The sequence below is a fragment of the Rathayibacter sp. AY1F8 genome (assembly GCF_002932165.1).
GTDB lineage: Bacteria > Actinomycetota > Actinomycetes > Actinomycetales > Microbacteriaceae > Rathayibacter.
The window spans coordinates 17,982-34,044 of the sequence record NZ_PSVB01000022.1 but is presented as its reverse complement, the minus strand read 5'-3'; the positions used below and the strand labels follow the sequence as shown (position 1 = coordinate 34,044).

The window sequence follows — 16,063 nt, the reverse complement described above, 5'->3', positions numbered from 1 at the left end:
CGCCCCACCACCACTCGAAGGAGCCCGCGATGTCCCGCACCACCCGCGTCGTCCACTGCCCGCCCGAGTCCGTCTTCGCGGTGCTCGCCTCCGGCTGGCTGTTCCCGAGCTGGGTCGTCGGCGCGTCGCGGATGCGGAAGGTCGACGCCGACTTCCCGCACGTGGGCTCGCAGCTGCACCACTCCTTCGGCCTCTGGCCGCTCGTGATCGACGACCGCACCACGGTCCTCGAGTGGGACCCGCCGCGCCGGATGGTCATCCAGGCCGCCGGCTGGCCGCTCGGCGAGGCCCGGGTGCGCGTCGAGGTCGAGCCGCACGCGCGCGGCGCGAAGGTGCGGATGCACGAGGCGCCCGTGAAGGGCCCGGGCACGCTCGTCCCGAAGCCGCTGATGCACTCGTTCCTCTGGATCCGCAACCGCGAGGCCGTGCGCCGGCTCGCCCACATGGCCGAGGCGGGAGCCGCGGGCCGCACGCTCGCGCCCGCCTCGCTCCCCTCGCCCGCCGACCGCGCCGGGATCGACCGGCCGAAGCACGTCTGGGCGCGCCTGACCGGAGCGATCGGGTCGATCGCGGTCGGGACGCTCGTGGTCCGCGGCGTCCTCGCGGCCGTGCGGCGCGCCCGGAGCTGACGGGCCCGGACCCGACGGCGCCCGGACCCGACGGCGCCCGGACCCGACGGTGCCCGGAGTCGGCGGCGCCCCGGCAGGACGCCGCCCGGGTCAGACGATCCGCTCGACCAGCCGCACGTGCTGCACCGCGACGCGCTTCGGCTCGCCCGCGAAGGCGGCGTCGCGCTCTGGCGAGGCCAGGTACGCCCGCTCGACCTCGGCGAACGCGTCGGCGTCGCCGGCCGTGCTGACCGCCCAGACGAACTCGTTCACCTCGCGGTCGGCGTAGGCGAACTCGATCCGGAAGCCGTGGGCCTCGCGCGCCGGCACGATCCGCTCGGGGAACCAGGCGAGGAAGTCGTCCATCACCCCGTCCATCAGCTCGTAGCGTCGGAGTTGGATCGTCCTGGTCTCGGCTGCAGCGCTCATGCTGCGACGGTACCCGCCCGGCGGCCGCGCCGTCGCCGCGCTACGCTCGCCGCCGACAGCCCCACGCCGAGGAGGACAGCACGGACCCCCGCCACCGCTCCCTCGCGCTGCTCGTCGCCGGCTGCTTCTTCATGGAGAACCTCGACGCCACGATCGTGACGACCGCCGCGCCCGCGATCGCCGCCGACCTGGGCGTCGACTCCGCCGCGGTCTCGATCACCGTCACCGCGTTCCTCCTCACCGTCGCCGTCCTCATTCCGGCCTCGGGCTGGCTCAGCGAGCGCTTCGGCGTGCGCCGCGTCTTCACCACCGCGATCGCCGTCTTCACCCTCGCCTCCCTGCTCTGCGCGCTCAGCCCCACGCTGCCGCTTCTGGTCGGCGCCCGGGTCCTGCAGGGCGTCGGCGGCGCGCTGATGGTGCCGGTCGGCCGGCTCGCGGTGCTGCGGGCGACTCCGCGGGAGGGGATCATCCACGCCATCGCGATCCTGGTCTGGCCGGGACTGGTCGCCCCCGTGATCGCGCCGTTCCTCGGCGGGCTGCTCACCACCGTCGCCTCCTGGCACTGGATCTTCCTGATCAACCTGCCCCTCGGGGTCGTCGCGTTCGCGATCGCGCGCCGGATCGTCCCCGCCACCTCCGAGAGCGCGCCGACCCCGCTCGACGTCACGGGGCTGGTGCTCGTCGCGGTCGGGCTCGGCGCGCTGGTCGGAGCGGCGGGGCTCCTCACCGGCTCCGAGCTGGACGGGCGGGCGGTGGCGCCGCTGCTCGTCGGCGCGGTCGTGACGGCGCTCGCCGTGCGGCACCTGCGCCGCGCCGAGCATCCGCTCGTGCGGCTCGACGCCTTCCGCTTCCGCACCTTCCGGGTCGCCAACGCGAGCGGATCGCTCTACCGGGCGACCGTGAACGCGGTGCCGTTCCTGCTCCCGCTGCTGTTCCAGGACGCGTTCGGCTGGAGCCCGGTGCAGGCCGGCTCCGTGGTGCTGGCGCTCTTCGCCGGCAACCTGGCGATCAAGCCGGCTACGACTCCGCTGCTGCGGCGCCTCGGCTTCCGCGGGGTGCTGGTCGCGGCGAGCGCGGTCGGGGCGGCGTGCATGGCGGCGATGGCGTTCCTCGAGTCGGCGACTCCGGTGGCGCTCGTGGTGGCGCTGCTGGTGCTGAGCGGAGTGGCCCGCTCGGCGGGCTTCACGGCGTACAACACCGTCACGTTCGCCGAGGTCCCGCAGGAGGGGATGTCGGGCGCGAACACCCTCAACGCCACCACGCAGCAGATCGCGGCCGGACTCGGAGTCGCGGCGGGCGCGGTGGCGCTCGCCGTCGGCACCGCGATCGGGCCCGGCCTCGTCCCCTACCGCGTCGCCTTCCTCGCCCTCGCGGTGCTGACCCTCGTGCCGCTCGCCGCCGCCGCCCGGCTCCCGCGCGACTCCGGGAGCGCCCTCACCGCCTGACCCGCGCGCGCGTCAGGCGAGGCCGAGCGCGATCCCGTCGAGGATGTCGTGCGCGGTCGAGCGGACCCGGTCGACGCCCGGCGACGCCTCGTGGACCGCGCGGAGGACCTCTCCCCAGACCAGCGCGCCGGCCGCCAGCACGTCCTCGCGCCCCGGGCGCACCCAGGGGAGGGCCGCCGTCCCCTCCGGAGACAGCGCGGCGAGCTCGTCGCAGGCGGCGAGGACGTCGGAGAGGGGGAGGGACGTCTCGAGCGCAGCGCGGTCGGTGCTGCGGAGGACGTGCGCGGTGATCGTGAGCACGGTCGCGGCGACGCCGACGACGCTCCGGGCCTGCGAGAGGTCGACGGAGGAGGCGGCCAGCGCGGCGCCCACGTCCGCCCGCATCGCCGCGCGCTCGCCCTCCGTCGGTTCGGCGGCCCGGCGGTGGCGCTCGGTCAGGCGGACGCTGCCGACGTCCATCGAGTGCGCCTGCTCCGGCTCCGCTCCGCCGAGCACGAGCTCGGTCGAGCCGCCGCCGAGGTCGACGACCAGCACGGGCCGGGCGGAGTCGACGGCCGAGACTGCGCCGCGGAAGGAGAGCCGCGCCTCCTCCTCGCCGGAGATCGTCTCCGGGGTGACGCCGAGGATCCGCTCGACGGCGGCGAGGAAGTCCTCGCGGTCGGCCGCGTCGCGGGTGGCCGAGGTGGCGACGAAGCGGAGGTGCTCGGCGCCGGCCTCCTGCGCGGCGGCCGCGTACTCGCGGGTGACGGCGAGGGTCCGCTCGAGCGCGGCCGGGTCGAAGCGGCCGGTGCGGTCGACCCCGCGGCCCAGCCGCACGAGCTCGGTGCGGCGCTGGACGTCCCGGAGGCGGCCGCCCTCCACGTCGGCGATCAGCAGGCGGAGGGAGTTGGTGCCGCAGTCGAGCGCCGCGACGCGCGTGGGGGAGGACATCCGCCCATTCTGCCCGCGCGGCCCGGGCCGGAGGCGGGCGATAGCCTGGGGGAGAGACGAAGGAGCCGCCCGTGCACGAACACCACGTCCGCGTCCACCGCAGCGACGAGGAGCTCCCGCGACACGGGCAGCTCGCCCACGCGCTCGCCGAGGTCGCCGCCGATCCGGTCGAGATCGACGACGAGGTCGCCGAGATGGTGGTCAACCGGGTCATCGACAACGCCGCCGTCGCCACCGCGTCGCTCCTGCGCCGCCCGGTCGTCGCCGCCCGCGCGCAGGCTCTCGCGCACCCCGCCTCCATCGGCGGCCAGGGCTCGGTCGTCCTCGGCGTCGACCCGGCCCGCCGGGTCTCGCCCGAGTGGGCGGCCTGGGCCAACGGAGTCGCCGTGCGCGAGCTCGACTACCACGACACGTTCCTGGCGGCCGAGTACTCGCACCCGGGCGACAACATCCCTCCGCTGATCGCCGTCGCCCAGCACGCGGGCATCGGCGGGGCGCAGCTCGTCCGCGGCATCGTCACCGGATACGAGGTCCAGGTCGACCTGGTGCGCGCAATCAGCCTGCACCGGCACAAGATCGACCACGTCGCGCACCTCGGCCCCTCGGCCGCCGCCGGGATCGGCACGCTGCTCGGCCTCGACGTCGCGACGATCGAGCAGGCCGTCGCGCAGGCCCTGCACACGACGACCGCCACGCGGCAGTCGCGCAAGGGCGAGATCTCGAGCTGGAAGGCGTACGCGCCGGCCTTCGCGGGGAAGATGGCGATCGAGGCGGTCGACCGGGCGATGCGCGGCGAGACCAGCCCGTCGCCGATCTACGAGGGCGAGGACGGCGTCATCGCCTGGATGCTCGACGGCGCCGACGCGAGCTACGACGTCCCGCTGCCCGACCGCGGCGAGGCCAAGCGCGCGATCCTCGACACGTACACGAAGGAGCACTCGGCCGAGTACCAGGCGCAGGCGCTGATCGACCTCGCCCGCCGCCTGCACCGCACGCACCCCGAGGCCGCCGATCCCGAGCGCGTCGAGCGGATCGTCCTGCACACCTCGCACCACACGCACTTCGTGATCGGCTCGGGCGCGAACGACCCGCAGAAGTACGACCCGGCCGCGTCCCGCGAGACGCTGGACCACTCCGTGCCGTACATCTTCACGGTGGCGCTGCAGGACGGCGCCTGGCACCACGTGCACAGCTACGCCCCCGAGCGGGCCGCCCGCGCCGACACCATCGCGCTCTGGCACCGGGTCACGACGCAGGAGGACGCGGAGTGGACGCGCCGCTACCACTCCACCGATCCGGGCGAGAAGGCGTTCGGCGCCCGCGTCGAGATCCTGATGACGGACGGCACGACGATCGTCGACGAGATCGCGGTGGCGGACGCGCACCCGCTGGGCGCGCACCCGTTCAGCCGCGAGCAGTACGTGTCGAAGTTCCGCACGCTCGCCGCCGACGTGCTCGAGAAGTCCGAGATCGAGCGCTTCCTCGACCTCGCGCAGCGCCTGCCCGAGCTGACCCCGGAGGAGGTCGGCCGCCTCAGCGTGATCGCCGCTCCCGGCGTCCTCGCCTCGATCGAACCCCCGCGCGGCCTGTTCTGATCCCGCCGCGGGAGGGTCGTCCGCACGCACGGTGACGCGCGCACGGACGGCCTCCCGCGGCGGGGAGCGCCGTCGTCAGGCGGTCTGCTCGGCGACCCAGTCCTGGATCTCGGCGATGAAGCGCCGGCGCGAGAAGACCCGGCTCCGGGCCCGGAAGGCGTCGACGTCGAGCGCGCGCGCACGGCGCAGCAGGTCGCTCCAGTCGGGATCGCCCTCGAGGTCCGCGATGACGCCCCCGCCGGCGAGGGACACGCTCTCGCGCACTCCGCCGATGTCGGTCCCGATGACCGGCGTCCCGCAGGCCATCGCCTCGACGGGCATGATCCCGAAGTCCTCGACCGCGGGGAAGACGTACACGAGCGCCTGCGCGTAGAGCGCGCGGATCAGCTGGTCGGAGGGCGAGATGACGAAGGTCACGTCGGCCCGGATCTCCTCGGCGTAGGCGCGGAGCCGCGCCTCCCAGGGGCCGTGCCCGGCGATGACGACCGGCAGCCCGGTGCGGGCTCCGGCGTCCATGACCTTCTCGAGGCGCTTGTAGGGGACGAACCGCGAGGCGCCCAGGATGAACGGCCGGGCGAGCGAGTCGAGGAGGCGCAGCTCGTCGTCGTCGAGCGGGGAGCGCCAGTCGGTGATCGTCGAGAGCAGCTCGGTGTTCACCGGCGGGTAGATGACCCTCGACGGCTGGTGCCACGCGTCGCGCACCCGCTGCCCGGTGAAGAGGCTGTTCACCGCGATGGAGGAGGCCTCGGCGGCGCGGAGGCGGTCGATCGGCTTGAGGAGCAGGCTCGCGGTGCGGGCGGCGAGGCTGCTGCCGCGGCCGTCGCGGTCGGGCTCCCAGATGTAGCGGGCCGGGGTGTGCGCGTAGACGAGCTTGCGGGTCGGTCCGCTGGTGCGGACGTGGTGGGCGAAGAGGTGCGAGCTGACCAGCACCCACTCGCGGGAGGCGCCGACCGGGAGCCTCCACGTGGGCAGCATCGCCGGCAGAGCGAGGACCTTGTGGCGGCGCAGCGGCGTGCGCGCCAGCCAGGACTCCGAGACGGGCCTGCCGACGACCTCGGCGCAGTCGCTCCAGAGGACGCGGACGTCGGCGTCGGCGAAGGCCTCGGTCATCGCCTCGAGCACGCGCTCGGCGCCTCCGCGGCGCTCGACCCACTCGTGCACGATCAGGCCGGGACCGACCGGGGGGACGGATCGGGAACGGGTGGTCGCGTCGATGACGGCAGTGATGATGGGCCCCTTCCCCCGGGCGTGCGGTGAGGATCGGGCGGCCATCCGGAGACGGGAGCGGCTCCGAATGCTTATCCGTCGTCGGTGACCGATCAGCAGTGCAGTAGAAGCTAAGCGGCTCGTGGAGAAGGAATCGAAAGGCGAGTACGAGTCGTCGCAGAACGACGGGGAAAGAAGAGTCCGATGATCCGGATAAGCCGCGAGTGGAATGGCGAGGATCGTCTGGAGTTCGTCGCGGAGGTGCTATTCCCTCGGAGATCACAACGATGGAGAAGAGTCGCGGAGAAGAAGAAGTCACTCTTTCAGTGACGCCGTGCCGGAAGGATCAGGAGACGCCGATGCGCTGCAGGGTCTGCCACCGCCACTGGTCGCGGACGCCCTCGCGCACGGTGCGCACCGCCCGCCAGCCCAGCTCCCGCTCGGCGCGTGCCGGGTCGGCCCAGCTCGCGGCGAGGTCGCCCGGCCGGCGCCCCACGGCCCGCCACCGGACCGTCTCCCCGCTCGCCCGCTCGACCTCGTCGATCAGCTCGAGGACGCTCGTCGGCGAGCCCGTGCCGAGGTTGTAGACGCGGTGCCCGGGCCGCGCGCGCTCGAGCGCCGCGACGTGCCCGGCCGCGAGATCGCAGACGTGGATGTAGTCGCGCAGCCCCGTGCCGTCGGGGGTCGGGTAGTCGTCGCCGAGGACGTCGACGCACCGGGAGGGGTCGCCCGCGGCCCGCGTCAGCACGGGCAGGAGGCTCCCCGGCGCCGTGGCCGGATCCTCGCCGATCCGCCCCGACGGGTGCGCGCCGATGGGATTGAAGTAGCGGAGGCTGACCGCGCGCAGGAGGGGATCGGCACGCGCGGCGTCGCCGAGGATCTCCTCGATGACGCGCTTGGTCGCGCCGTAGGGGCTCGCCGCGCTGAGCCCGGCGGGGGAGTCCTCCCCGACCGGCATCGCGCCGCCCGGGCTGTAGACGGCCGCCGAGCTCGAGAACACGACGGTGCGGATCCCCGCCTCCGCTGCGACCGAGAACGCCGCGGTGGCGAGCCCGACGTTGACCGTCCAGTACTCGACGGGCCGCCGCACCGAGTCGCCGACCGACTTGAGCCCGGCGAGCAGGACCAGGGCGTCGACCGGGCCGTGGGCGGCGAGGAAGCGGGTCAGTGCGGCCGTGTCGCGCGCGTCGGCGATCAGGCGGGGGACCACCGAGCCGGTCAGCTCCTCCACCGTGTCGAGGGTCCGCTCGCTCGCGTGCGAGAGGTCGTCCACGACCAGCACCTCGTGGCCGCTCTCGAGGAGCGCGACGGCGGTGTGGCTCCCGATGTAGCCCGCTCCGCCCACCAGAAGGACTCGCATGCGGGGGAGCCTAGATCGGCTCCCGCACGGCGTTGGCGCCGCTGTCGGGCCCGCGGATCCGTCGATCCGCGCCGCCGTCACCCGTGCGCGGGACGCCCTCTGCCGCGGTCGTAGCCCGCGATCGCTGCGGACTCGACGGCGAGCGCGACCAGCTTCTCGCCGACCGGGCGGGGCACCACTCCGAGCGCGGCGTCCGCGACTCCCGCGACCAGTGCCGTCCGCCGCTCGCTCCCGTCGCGGGCCAGGAGGCGCACGGCTGCGTCCCACGCGCCGGCTGCGGGCACCGCCTCCCGCACCTGCTCGGGGTGCAGCCGCTCGAAGGTGCGGCGGGCCGCCCCCGAGAGGAACGCGCGCCGGCTGCGGACCGCCGCCGAGACGGAGGCGCCGTGGTGCAGGGCCTCGGCGCCGGGCTCGATCCGCACCGGCACTCCCAGGCGGTGCAGCCGGTAGCCCCAGTCGACGTCCTCCCAGCCGTACTCGCGGTAGTCGGTGCTGTAGCCGCCGACCCGGTCGTACGTCGCCCGCGTCACCGAGACGTTGCCGCCCCAGTAGCGCCAGGAGGCGTCGGAACCCGCCGCGTAGGCGCCGCGGCGGAAGCGCTCGCCGGCGGGCCGGCCGTAGGCGCGGGAGTAGGCGGTGCCCGGGTCGACGTCGGGGCAGAGGCCGACGACGCCGATGACCGCGTCCCGGTGGGCCGCGACGTGCGCGGCGGCCCAGCCCGGGCCGGGCTCGAGGTCGTCGTCGCAGCGGATCAGCACGTCGCCCCGCGCGGCGTCGAAGCCGGCGGTGAGCGCGGCGGAGCGCCCCCGGTTCTCGGGGAGCACGACGCGGCGCACGGGCACGGGGGAGGCGTCGAGGGCGGGCTCGCTGGCATCGACGACGCCGTCGAGGACCACGACCACGTCGAGGTCGCGGTGGGTCTGAGCCGCGAGGGCGGCGAGGAGGCGGGGCAGGCGGGCCGCCCCCGCGTAGCTGGGGACGACGACGCTCGCGACACTCATCGGGACTCCTCGCCGCGCGGGCTGCTCTCGACCAGGAGCAGCTCCTCCAGCCCGCTCAGCACGCGCGCCAGGTCGTCGGCGATGGCGCCGGGATCGGTGGTGTGGAGGCGGGCGAGCCGGTCGGCCAGGCCGGAGAAGTCCTGCGGCTCGTCGTCGAGCGCGCGCCAGGTCGCGGCCACGCTCTCGCGCAGCGCGTAGGGGCTGCCCATCGGGGAGACGTCCAGCGGGAGCACCAGGACGCGCCCGTTCAGATCGACGGAGGCCGTGTCCGGGCGGCGCCGCCAGAGAAGGAGCCGGGGGTCCTCTGCCATCTTCTCCGCGTCCTCTCCGCTGATCACCGCCAGTGCGAGTAGAAATCCGCCAGCGCCTCTTATCGCGACGCCTCTCTCGCTATGTTTGCCGCCGACGCGCCAAGGGGTGCACGTCGAGCGACAGCACCGGAGGGCCGCCAATGTCGGAGTCTAATCCGCTCGCATCCAGCGATATCAGCGATAAGAGCGAGAAGAAGAGCGCGAATTCCGCGGGCGTCTTCGCACGGCGGACGGTCGTGGCCGGAGCGGTCTGGTCGGTGCCCGCGGTGATGCTGGCGCAGTCCGCCTCCGCTGTCTCGATCAGCTGCTTCCCGGTGGGGACGGTCTTCCAGGCGGTCGCCCGCGGACGCCTCCTCAGCGGCTTCCTCGGCGGCGTGAACCTCGACACCGTCGCCGGTGTCGCGGGCGTGACGGCGATCGCTCCCGACCAGGGCAATCCGGCCGTCGTGACCGGCGGCGTCAACGCCACGGTGCTGAACGCGATCAACGTGAACGCGACCGGGCTGACTGGCACGCTCTCCTCCCTCCTCACGCTGGCGGCTCCCGCCACCGTCGGCACCCTCAACCAGTACGCGTCGGCGAACACGAACGGCACCGTCCGCGGCGCCTCCGGCGCGATCACGGACGCGGGCCAGCTGGCGCTCGACTCGACGGCGGGGAGCTTCCCCGACTTCGGGACGGTGAACCTCCGGGCGATCCTCGCGGCGTCCGGCGGCGCGGGAGTGGCCGCTCTGCTCACCAACGTGACGGACCTGACCCTGCGGATCGGCGCCCTGACCGGTCGCGCGTCCCTCCAGTCGGCCTGCGTGCCCGGGTCGGACAACCTGCAGCGCGACTACCAGGTCGGCCGCCTGGACCTGGTGCTGACCTCGCCCACCCTGAGCGCGATCACGAGCGCGCTCACCCTTCTGCTCACGAACGCCGTCAACCTGTCGGTGCCCGGGGTCCTCTCGGTGACGGTCGACGGAGCGGCGCTCCTGACGGGAAGCCTGCCGGGCGGCACGCAGCCGATCCAGGCGCAGCTGTCGGCGAGCCCCGCGACCATCACGGTCGATCTCTTCTCGCTGCTCGGCGGAGCGCCGGGCCAGGGGGCGACGTCGCCCTACGTCAACGGCCTCCCGCCGAACTCGACCCTCTTCGTCGACAACGCCCTGCAGGTGCCGGGCACGGCGGTGGGGAACTTCACCGCCGCGCTCCTCACCTCTCTGACGACCCGCATCGGGAACGTCATCAGCGTGAACGGGACGCCTCTCGTCAACGCCGGGGCCGCCGGAGCCGGAGTGCGCCTGCTGGTGAACACTCTGCTGACGGCGACTCTCCCGCCGCTGCTCACGACGCTGCAGAACGCGGTCCTCACCCCGGTCTTCACCGCCCTGCGGGACGTCATCCAGATCGACGTCAACGCGCAGAACCGCTCGACCAACCCGACCGGGCCCGCCGCCCTCGAGGCGCTCCCCGTCGGCCGCTACGACGTCGCGGCGCTCTACATCCGCGCGGTGGGGCTCGTGAACCTGCTCGACCTGTTCATCGCCCGCGGCTCCGTCGGGCCGAACGTCCGCACGGGCTAGCCGCGCTCGGCGCCGTCAGGCGCCGCGGACCACGAGGCCGTGCTCGACCATCGCGTCGAGCACGGCCTCGACGTGCGCCCGGGGGTCGCCCGCGGGCGGGGCGCCGTGCTCGGCGACGACGGCCCCGGTCAGCGCGTCGACCGTCGCGGGCGTCCCGAGAGCACGCCACAGCACCGGGCCGATCCCGGTGAGCGTCTCGACCCGCTCGTCGAGGAGGCAGCTGACCACTCCGTCGCGCTCGACCCACTCGACGCCGGCGGCGCGCGCGAGCAGACCCGGGCCGGGCGCCGCCGCATCGGCCTCGGGCGCGTCGGCGACGACCGGCGACGCCTCCCCGAGGCGCTCCAGGAGCGGCAGCACCGTCTCCGCCTCGCGGTAGTGGAGCACCCGGGCCCCGCCGACGGAGTCGAGCAGCCCCGCGAGGTGGTGCAGCGCCGCGGGCAGCCGTGCGAAGTGGCTCAGCTCGGGCAGCAGCACCGAGAGCGCCTCGTCGAAGGCGATCGGCTCGAGCCGGGGCTCTGCCGGGCCGGACGGGTCGCGGGCGATCAGGAGCAGGGCGGCCAGGCGCAGCGGAGCGTCCGGCAGCGGCTGCAGGCCCATCGCGGCGGGGGAGCGGTGCCGCTTCCAGTCGCCGCCGTCGAGGAGGGCGACGGGCTTCCGGAACGGCAGCACCCGCCCGTCGCGGCGGACGGCGAGCGTCTCGTCGGTCACGTACCCGTACCGCCGAGCGGCGAGGCTCACGAGGGTCGACTTCCCGGCACCGGGCCGGCCGACGAACGCGACGACGCGGCCGTCGGTCAGGGCGACCGCGGAGGCGTGCACGCTGAGCAGCCGGCCCTCGCAGGCGTCGGCCGCCGCGAGGGTGAGCGCGGCGCCGATGTGCTCGGCGAGGGCGTCCTCGGTCGGCTGCGCGATCACTCCCGGCTCCCCGACCGGCTCGGTCAGCGACACCCGGTACTCGGAGCCCGGGCGATCGGCGTCGTCGTCCACGTCGTTCCACGACTCCTCCACCTCCGTCACGAAGCGGTCGGGGACGGTGTCGTCGAAGGTGAAGAGCACGCCGAGCCCGAAGGGGGCGCGGATCAGCCGGCGGGTCATGTCAGGTCCTGTCCGTCCGTCGGAGGTGGTCCCACGCGAGCGGAGCCGTGCGGGCGCCGCGGCGCAGCCGCCGCCACCAGCCGGCCGCCACGTCGATCCGGCGCGGGCCGATGGCGGGGTCGGCGGCACGCAGGGCGTGGGGGGCGGGGAAGACGGCGCGGGCGAGGAGCAGCGGCCGCTGCCGCCAGCCGGCCGCGCGCACGGCCTGCACCCACCCCGCGGAGGCGTGGGGCGAGCTCGCGTTGATCCGCCACGCCCGCAGCTCGGCCGCGGGCACCTCCCCGGCGCGCGCGCGGATGCCGAGCGCGTCGAGGAAGGGCTGCGCGGTCTGGACGGCGCCGAGCTCCTCCGCCGCCGCCCGGAGCGGAGCGTGCAGCTCCGCGCGGGCGGCCACCGCCTCGACGAGCAGGTCGTAGTCGGAGGGCCGCGTGAGGCGCGGGTCGGTGATCTGCCAGGCGTCGCGGAGCGCGTGCAGCGCCAGCACGAGCGCCGAGTCGGCGACGCTCGCGGTCGCGACCGGACGGCCGGCCAGCTCCACGATCCGGTGCCGGCTCCACAGCGCCTCGAAGGCGTCGCGCGGCGGCACGAGGAATCCCGGCCACCGCCAGTGCACGTCGATGTCGACCGGCCACGCGGCGTGCCGGTAGGAGCGCGAGTGCTTGGCCGCGAGCGTCGGTCCGTCCGGCCAGGGCCGCTCGGTCCAGCCGTCGGCGGCCAGGAGGGCCAGGATCCGGGGCAGGTCGTCGGGGGCGACCAGCAGGTCGACGTCGCCGGAGGCGCGGGGCGGCCGGAGCCGGTCGGCGGCGGCGGTCGGTCCCTTGAGCACGAGTGCGCGCAGGCCCGCCGCGTCGGCCCGCCGGTGGACGAACGCCGACACCAGCGGCACGGCCTCGTCGGCCCAGAGAACGCCCACGAGCTCCATCCGGTCAGTATTCCAGCGCTCCTGCGGCCCGCGGAGCCCGGCCGGGGGCGGTGGAGCGGAGCGCTCGTCTCGGTGAGGATGGGCCCGCGGGCCGCGGGGGCGCCGCACGGAGGCGGGCGGGGCGGCGGATGATCCACGGGGGAGCGGGCGGCGCCGGGCGGCCTCCGGTGGCGCTCGCGACCAACAACGGCGACATCGGCGGCGGCGAGGTGATGCTGCTGAGCATCGCGGAGGCGCTCGAGGCGCTCGAGGTCCCGGTCGTGGTCGTCGGCCCCTCGGAGCCGCGTGCGCTCGTCGTCGCCGCCCTCGCCGCCGGCCACCGGGTCGTCGAGCTCGAGGCCACGGGCAGACCCGCCTGGATGCGCGCGCTGCGGCGCTGGGACGCCTCCTCCCGCGAGGGCGTGCTGTGGTGCAATGGGCTGGTGCCGGCCGTCGCGACCGCAGGGCGTCCGCGGCGGATCGTGCATCTGCACCAGCGCCCGTCCGGCCTGCAGCGGCTGCTCGCGCCCGTGGCTCGCCGCGGCGCGCTGGCGACCCTCGTCCCCTCCCGCTACCTGGCGGGGGTCGTCCCCGGGTCGACCGTGCTGCCGAACTGGAGCCGCCGCGTCGACCTGCCGGAGGCGCGGCCGCGGGAGGACGGGACGACCGTCCTCGGCTTCCTCGGGCGTCCCTCGCTCGCGAAGGGGGTGCGGGTCCTCACCGAGGCGCTGGCGCTGCTGGAGGCCGGGGAACCGGGCGCGTATCGCCTGGTGCTGGCGGGCGAGCCCCGGTTCGTGGCGGAGCGGGAGCGTCGCGAGGTGGAGGCGGCCCTCGCTCCGGTCGCCGCTCTGGTGGACCGGCCGGGGTGGATCGAGCCCGGCGACCTCTTCTCGCGGATCGACCTCCTGGTGGTGCCGTCGGTGCAGCCGGAGTCGTTCGGCCTGGTCGTGACGGAGGCGATGTCGGCCGGCGTCCCCGTGGTGGTGAGCGATAGCGGTGCGCTCCCCGAGGTCGTCGGCCCGTCGATCGACGCCACGTTCCGAGCCGGGGATCCGCGGGCTCTGGCCGAGCTGATCAGAGCCCGGAAGAAGAGAGGACTATCGGAGTCGCGGGAGAGGGATCGTGCCCGCTGGAACGATTCCTACTCCCCGTCCTCCGGGAAGTCGGCTATCGACGGACTTCTGGCGCGGATGGCCCTCTCCGATGATTCCTGATCCTCCCGCCAGGAGACCGATCCGCTTTCCGGGGAATGCCGCGGGGAGCCTCTCCTCCTCCCTCGGGAAAGGACGACGATGACCCGCGAACCGGAAGTCCTCAGAATGCTCGGACTGTTCCTCAAGCACTCGACACTGCGCCTGGCTCCGGGCGAGCCCTTCGCCCGCGGGAGGCTGCCGTACCGGGCCGACCTCCTCCGGGACGACTCGACGCGGCTCCTCGTCCCCGGTCACGCGTCTCGGCCCGCGCACGTGAAGCTCCGCGACGTCGTGGAGCACCGCACGGGGCTGAACGTGGACACGCAGCTGCGCGCGCTCCGGGCGGTCCGCTCGGCCGACGCGGTGCTCTGCGTGCTCGAGCCGGAGGCGGGCCTCCCCGCCCTGCTCCGGCGCGCGCGGCTCGGGCCGTACGGCCGCACGCCGCTCGTGGTCCTCTCCTGCTGGTGGGCGGAGGAGCTGCTCACCGGCTCGCCGGAGCGGCGCCGACAGGTGGTCCGGCTGCTCCAGGGCGTGGACCGGCTCGTCGTGCTCAGCGAGAACCAGCGCGAGGTCTTCGCCCGCCACGGCGTCGACGAGCGGCGGATCGCACCGGTGCTCTTCGGGGTCGACTCCGACTACTACCGGCCCGTTCCGCCGCGTCCGAAGCGGTTCGAGGTGCTCGCCGTCGGTGTCGACCGCGGGCGCGACTTCGACTCGCTGGTCGCCGCCGCCGAGCGCCTGCCGCACCGGCGGTTCGACATCGTGACCACTCCTGCGCGGCGGCCGTCCCGGGCGCTGCCGGCCAACGTCGTCCTGCACGACCCCGTCCCGGTCGATCGGCACCGCGACAACCTGCGCGACGCCGAGCTCGTCGTCGTCACCAGCCACGACCTCGCCTACCCGACGGGCCAGAGCGTCCTGCTGGAGGCCTCCGGCTGCGGGACCTGCACGGCGGTCACCGCGAGCGCCGCGATGACCGGCTACGTCCGCGACGGCGAGACGTCCTTCGCGCTGCCCCTGCACGACCCGGCGGGGATCGCGGCGGTGCTGGAGGCGGTGCTGAGCGACGACGGGAAGAGGGCCGAGGTCGCCAGCGCGGGCCGGGAGCGGGTGCTGGCCGAGCTGAACGCGCGGCACATGTGGGCGGGCGTCCGCGCGGTACTCCGCGACGCGGTCCGCGAGCGCGGCCGCGCCTGAGCGGCGGTCGGCCGGGGCCGCACCAGGCGAGCTCCGCCCCACCGGGAAGCGCCCGCCGACCGGGACCTGCGCGCCCCGGATCCGCGGATACGCGCCGGATCGGGTGGACGCGGGAGGCGCTACTCCGGCGGCAGAGCGCGGACGCGGGCGGACTGCTCCGCGAGCAGAGCGAGACCCGCGCCGACGACGACGAACGAGATCGGGGCGAAGAACACCTCGCCGAGCTGCGTCGCGCACAGCAGCACCAGGATGCTCGCCGCGCCGACCGCGTGCCCCGGGCGGCTCCCGGCCCCGGCGGCCGTGGTCGCGAAGCCGGCCACGAGCACGGTGCCGACGACGCCGACGAGCAGCACGACGCCGCCCTCGGCCATCAGCGCCAGGTAGGAGTTGTGGAAGAACCAGTCGATCCCGTCGACCCGCGCGGTCGCCTCGCCGAGCCCGGAGCCGGTCCACGGCGAGAGCGCCACCTTGTCGACCGAGGCGTCGAGGATGCGGGCGCGCAGGGCGTCGGAGCCGGCCCGCTCCACCCCGTAGCCGCCGGCCGTCGCCAGGTTCCGCTCGGCCCAGAGGAACAGCAGGACGAGGCCGCCGCCGAGGAGCGCGCGGAAGAGCAGGCGCAGGTACGGCGCCGCGACGAGCCACACGAGCGCGCAGGCGTAGGCCGCCATCGACGTGCGGGAGTCGGTGGCGACGACCGCGGCGGCCCCGAGCGCGAGCACGCCGACCCGCAGCCACAGCCGCGAGCTGAGCGCCGAGACCAGCAGCGCCGCCGCTCCGTAGACGAGACCGGCCACGTTCTTGTCCTGCAGGTAGCCGGTCAGGGCGCCCTGGTAGCTGTCCGGGGCGAGTCCCGCGACGAACAGCACGGCGTTCAGCGACAGCGCCGCGGCGAGTCCTTTGAGCCCCGAGACCACGTCGATCCGCCCGCTCGCGAGGAAGCCCGCGGCGAGCATGACGAGCGCGATGTTCGCCGCCCGGCGCAGGGCGTCGAGGCCGTCGAAGGACGAGCCGGCGAGGACGAAGGCGAGCAGGGCGAGGCACAGCCACGGGTACCAGGCGGCCCGTCCGAGACGGCGGGTGGGCCGCCGGAAGAGGCTGACGAGGACCAGGGCGGCCAGCGCCGTCTGGGCCAGCGGGACGCTCCCCGGGAGGAAGGGGGTGGGGAGCCGGTAGACCAGGAGGCCCATCAGGACGGCATCGAGTATCCGAGCGGAATGTGCT

At 74.9% G+C, this 16,063-nt stretch carries 15 protein-coding genes; 6 read left to right on the top strand and 9 right to left on the bottom strand.

Annotated features, from left to right (window positions below; genetic code table 11):
- Positions 1-29 precede the first annotated feature (29 nt).
- The gene (locus tag C5C35_RS13945) at positions 30-629 is read left to right on the top strand and encodes an SRPBCC domain-containing protein (RefSeq protein ID WP_104233566.1); all 600 of its coding nucleotides are present in this window, start codon (positions 30-32) and stop codon (positions 627-629) included.
- 90 nt (positions 630-719) lie between these two features.
- Here C5C35_RS13945 and C5C35_RS13940 read toward each other — a convergent pair whose 3' ends face one another.
- Positions 720-1,037, bottom strand: coding sequence for an NIPSNAP family protein (locus tag C5C35_RS13940; protein ID WP_104224531.1), 318 nt, complete (start codon positions 1,035-1,037; stop codon positions 720-722).
- Between the two features lie 131 nt (positions 1,038-1,168).
- Between C5C35_RS13940 and C5C35_RS13935 the strand changes: the two genes are divergently transcribed.
- The gene (locus C5C35_RS13935; RefSeq protein WP_104263351.1) at positions 1,169-2,482 is read left to right on the top strand and encodes an MFS transporter; all 1,314 of its coding nucleotides are present in this window, start codon (positions 1,169-1,171) and stop codon (positions 2,480-2,482) included.
- 12 nt (positions 2,483-2,494) lie between these two features.
- On the opposite strand, the gene C5C35_RS13930 is transcribed toward C5C35_RS13935, so the two are convergent.
- Positions 2,495-3,412 (bottom strand): exopolyphosphatase, encoded by a 918-nt coding sequence (locus C5C35_RS13930; protein ID WP_104263350.1) that lies wholly within the window; start codon positions 3,410-3,412, stop codon positions 2,495-2,497.
- Between the two features lie 71 nt (positions 3,413-3,483).
- On the opposite strand from C5C35_RS13930, the gene C5C35_RS13925 reads away from it, so the two are divergent.
- Positions 3,484-5,007 (top strand): MmgE/PrpD family protein, encoded by a 1,524-nt coding sequence (locus tag C5C35_RS13925; RefSeq protein ID WP_104263349.1) that lies wholly within the window; start codon positions 3,484-3,486, stop codon positions 5,005-5,007.
- 75 nt (positions 5,008-5,082) lie between these two features.
- On the opposite strand, the gene C5C35_RS13920 is transcribed toward C5C35_RS13925, so the two are convergent.
- The 4 genes from C5C35_RS13920 to C5C35_RS13905 all read right to left on the bottom strand — a co-directional run bounded on the left by C5C35_RS13920 (position 5,083) and on the right by C5C35_RS13905 (position 8,885).
- Positions 5,083-6,279 (bottom strand): glycosyltransferase, encoded by a 1,197-nt coding sequence (locus C5C35_RS13920; protein ID WP_104263348.1) that lies wholly within the window; start codon positions 6,277-6,279, stop codon positions 5,083-5,085.
- Between the two features lie 280 nt (positions 6,280-6,559).
- On the bottom strand, positions 6,560-7,573 hold the full coding sequence (galE, locus tag C5C35_RS13915) for a UDP-glucose 4-epimerase GalE (protein ID WP_104263347.1): 1,014 nt from the start codon (positions 7,571-7,573) through the stop codon (positions 6,560-6,562).
- Between the two features lie 77 nt (positions 7,574-7,650).
- Complete coding sequence (locus C5C35_RS13910; protein ID WP_104263346.1) at positions 7,651-8,574, bottom strand: glycosyltransferase; 924 nt, start codon at positions 8,572-8,574, stop codon at positions 7,651-7,653.
- The gene (locus tag C5C35_RS13905; RefSeq protein ID WP_104309962.1) at positions 8,571-8,885 is read right to left on the bottom strand and encodes a hypothetical protein; all 315 of its coding nucleotides are present in this window, start codon (positions 8,883-8,885) and stop codon (positions 8,571-8,573) included. Before C5C35_RS13905 ends, C5C35_RS13910 begins: the two co-directional genes overlap by 4 nt.
- Positions 8,886-9,025: 140 nt before the next feature.
- Here C5C35_RS13905 and C5C35_RS13900 point away from each other — a divergent pair, with 140 nt between their 5' ends.
- Positions 9,026-10,453: a choice-of-anchor G family protein gene (locus C5C35_RS13900; RefSeq protein ID WP_146084610.1), complete on the top strand. Its 1,428-nt coding sequence runs from the start codon at positions 9,026-9,028 to the stop codon at positions 10,451-10,453.
- Positions 10,454-10,468: 15 nt separating this feature from the next.
- Here C5C35_RS13900 and C5C35_RS13895 read toward each other — a convergent pair whose 3' ends face one another.
- Complete coding sequence (locus tag C5C35_RS13895) at positions 10,469-11,551, bottom strand: PqqD family protein (protein ID WP_104263343.1); 1,083 nt, start codon at positions 11,549-11,551, stop codon at positions 10,469-10,471.
- 1 nt (position 11,552) lies between these two features.
- The gene (locus tag C5C35_RS13890; RefSeq protein WP_104248013.1) at positions 11,553-12,473 is read right to left on the bottom strand and encodes a nucleotidyltransferase family protein; all 921 of its coding nucleotides are present in this window, start codon (positions 12,471-12,473) and stop codon (positions 11,553-11,555) included.
- A gap of 128 nt (positions 12,474-12,601) precedes the next feature.
- On the opposite strand from C5C35_RS13890, the gene C5C35_RS13885 reads away from it, so the two are divergent.
- Both C5C35_RS13885 and C5C35_RS13880 read left to right on the top strand, forming a co-directional pair.
- Positions 12,602-13,666: a glycosyltransferase family 4 protein gene (locus C5C35_RS13885; RefSeq protein ID WP_104247944.1), complete on the top strand. Its 1,065-nt coding sequence runs from the start codon at positions 12,602-12,604 to the stop codon at positions 13,664-13,666.
- A 78-nt stretch (positions 13,667-13,744) separates the two neighbouring features.
- On the top strand, positions 13,745-14,842 hold the full coding sequence (locus tag C5C35_RS13880) for a glycosyltransferase family 4 protein (RefSeq protein WP_104263342.1): 1,098 nt from the start codon (positions 13,745-13,747) through the stop codon (positions 14,840-14,842).
- Positions 14,843-14,961: 119 nt separating this feature from the next.
- Here C5C35_RS13880 and C5C35_RS13875 read toward each other — a convergent pair whose 3' ends face one another.
- Positions 14,962-16,029, bottom strand: a complete 1,068-nt coding sequence (locus C5C35_RS13875; protein WP_104247946.1) for an O-antigen ligase family protein — start codon at positions 16,027-16,029, stop codon at positions 14,962-14,964.
- Positions 16,030-16,063: the final 34 nt, after the last annotated feature.

Coding starts and splice junctions, on each gene's coding strand:
- C5C35_RS13945 (WP_104233566.1), top strand. CDS start 30: ATGTCCCGCACCACCCGCGTCGTCCACTGCCCGCCCGAGTCCGTCTTC.
- C5C35_RS13940 (WP_104224531.1), bottom strand. CDS start 1,037: ATGAGCGCTGCAGCCGAGACCAGGACGATCCAACTCCGACGCTACGAG.
- C5C35_RS13935 (WP_104263351.1), top strand. CDS start 1,169: ATGGAGAACCTCGACGCCACGATCGTGACGACCGCCGCGCCCGCGATC.
- C5C35_RS13930 (WP_104263350.1), bottom strand. CDS start 3,412: ATGTCCTCCCCCACGCGCGTCGCGGCGCTCGACTGCGGCACCAACTCC.
- C5C35_RS13920 (WP_104263348.1), bottom strand. CDS start 6,279: ATGGCCGCCCGATCCTCACCGCACGCCCGGGGGAAGGGGCCCATCATC.
- galE (WP_104263347.1), bottom strand. CDS start 7,573: ATGCGAGTCCTTCTGGTGGGCGGAGCGGGCTACATCGGGAGCCACACC.
- C5C35_RS13910 (WP_104263346.1), bottom strand. CDS start 8,574: ATGAGTGTCGCGAGCGTCGTCGTCCCCAGCTACGCGGGGGCGGCCCGC.
- C5C35_RS13905 (WP_104309962.1), bottom strand. CDS start 8,885: ATGGCAGAGGACCCCCGGCTCCTTCTCTGGCGGCGCCGCCCGGACACG.
- C5C35_RS13900 (WP_146084610.1), top strand. CDS start 9,026: ATGTCGGAGTCTAATCCGCTCGCATCCAGCGATATCAGCGATAAGAGC.
- C5C35_RS13895 (WP_104263343.1), bottom strand. CDS start 11,551: ATGACCCGCCGGCTGATCCGCGCCCCCTTCGGGCTCGGCGTGCTCTTC.
- C5C35_RS13890 (WP_104248013.1), bottom strand. CDS start 12,473: ATGGAGCTCGTGGGCGTTCTCTGGGCCGACGAGGCCGTGCCGCTGGTG.
- C5C35_RS13885 (WP_104247944.1), top strand. CDS start 12,602: ATGATCCACGGGGGAGCGGGCGGCGCCGGGCGGCCTCCGGTGGCGCTC.
- C5C35_RS13880 (WP_104263342.1), top strand. CDS start 13,745: ATGACCCGCGAACCGGAAGTCCTCAGAATGCTCGGACTGTTCCTCAAG.
- C5C35_RS13875 (WP_104247946.1), bottom strand. CDS start 16,029: ATGGGCCTCCTGGTCTACCGGCTCCCCACCCCCTTCCTCCCGGGGAGC.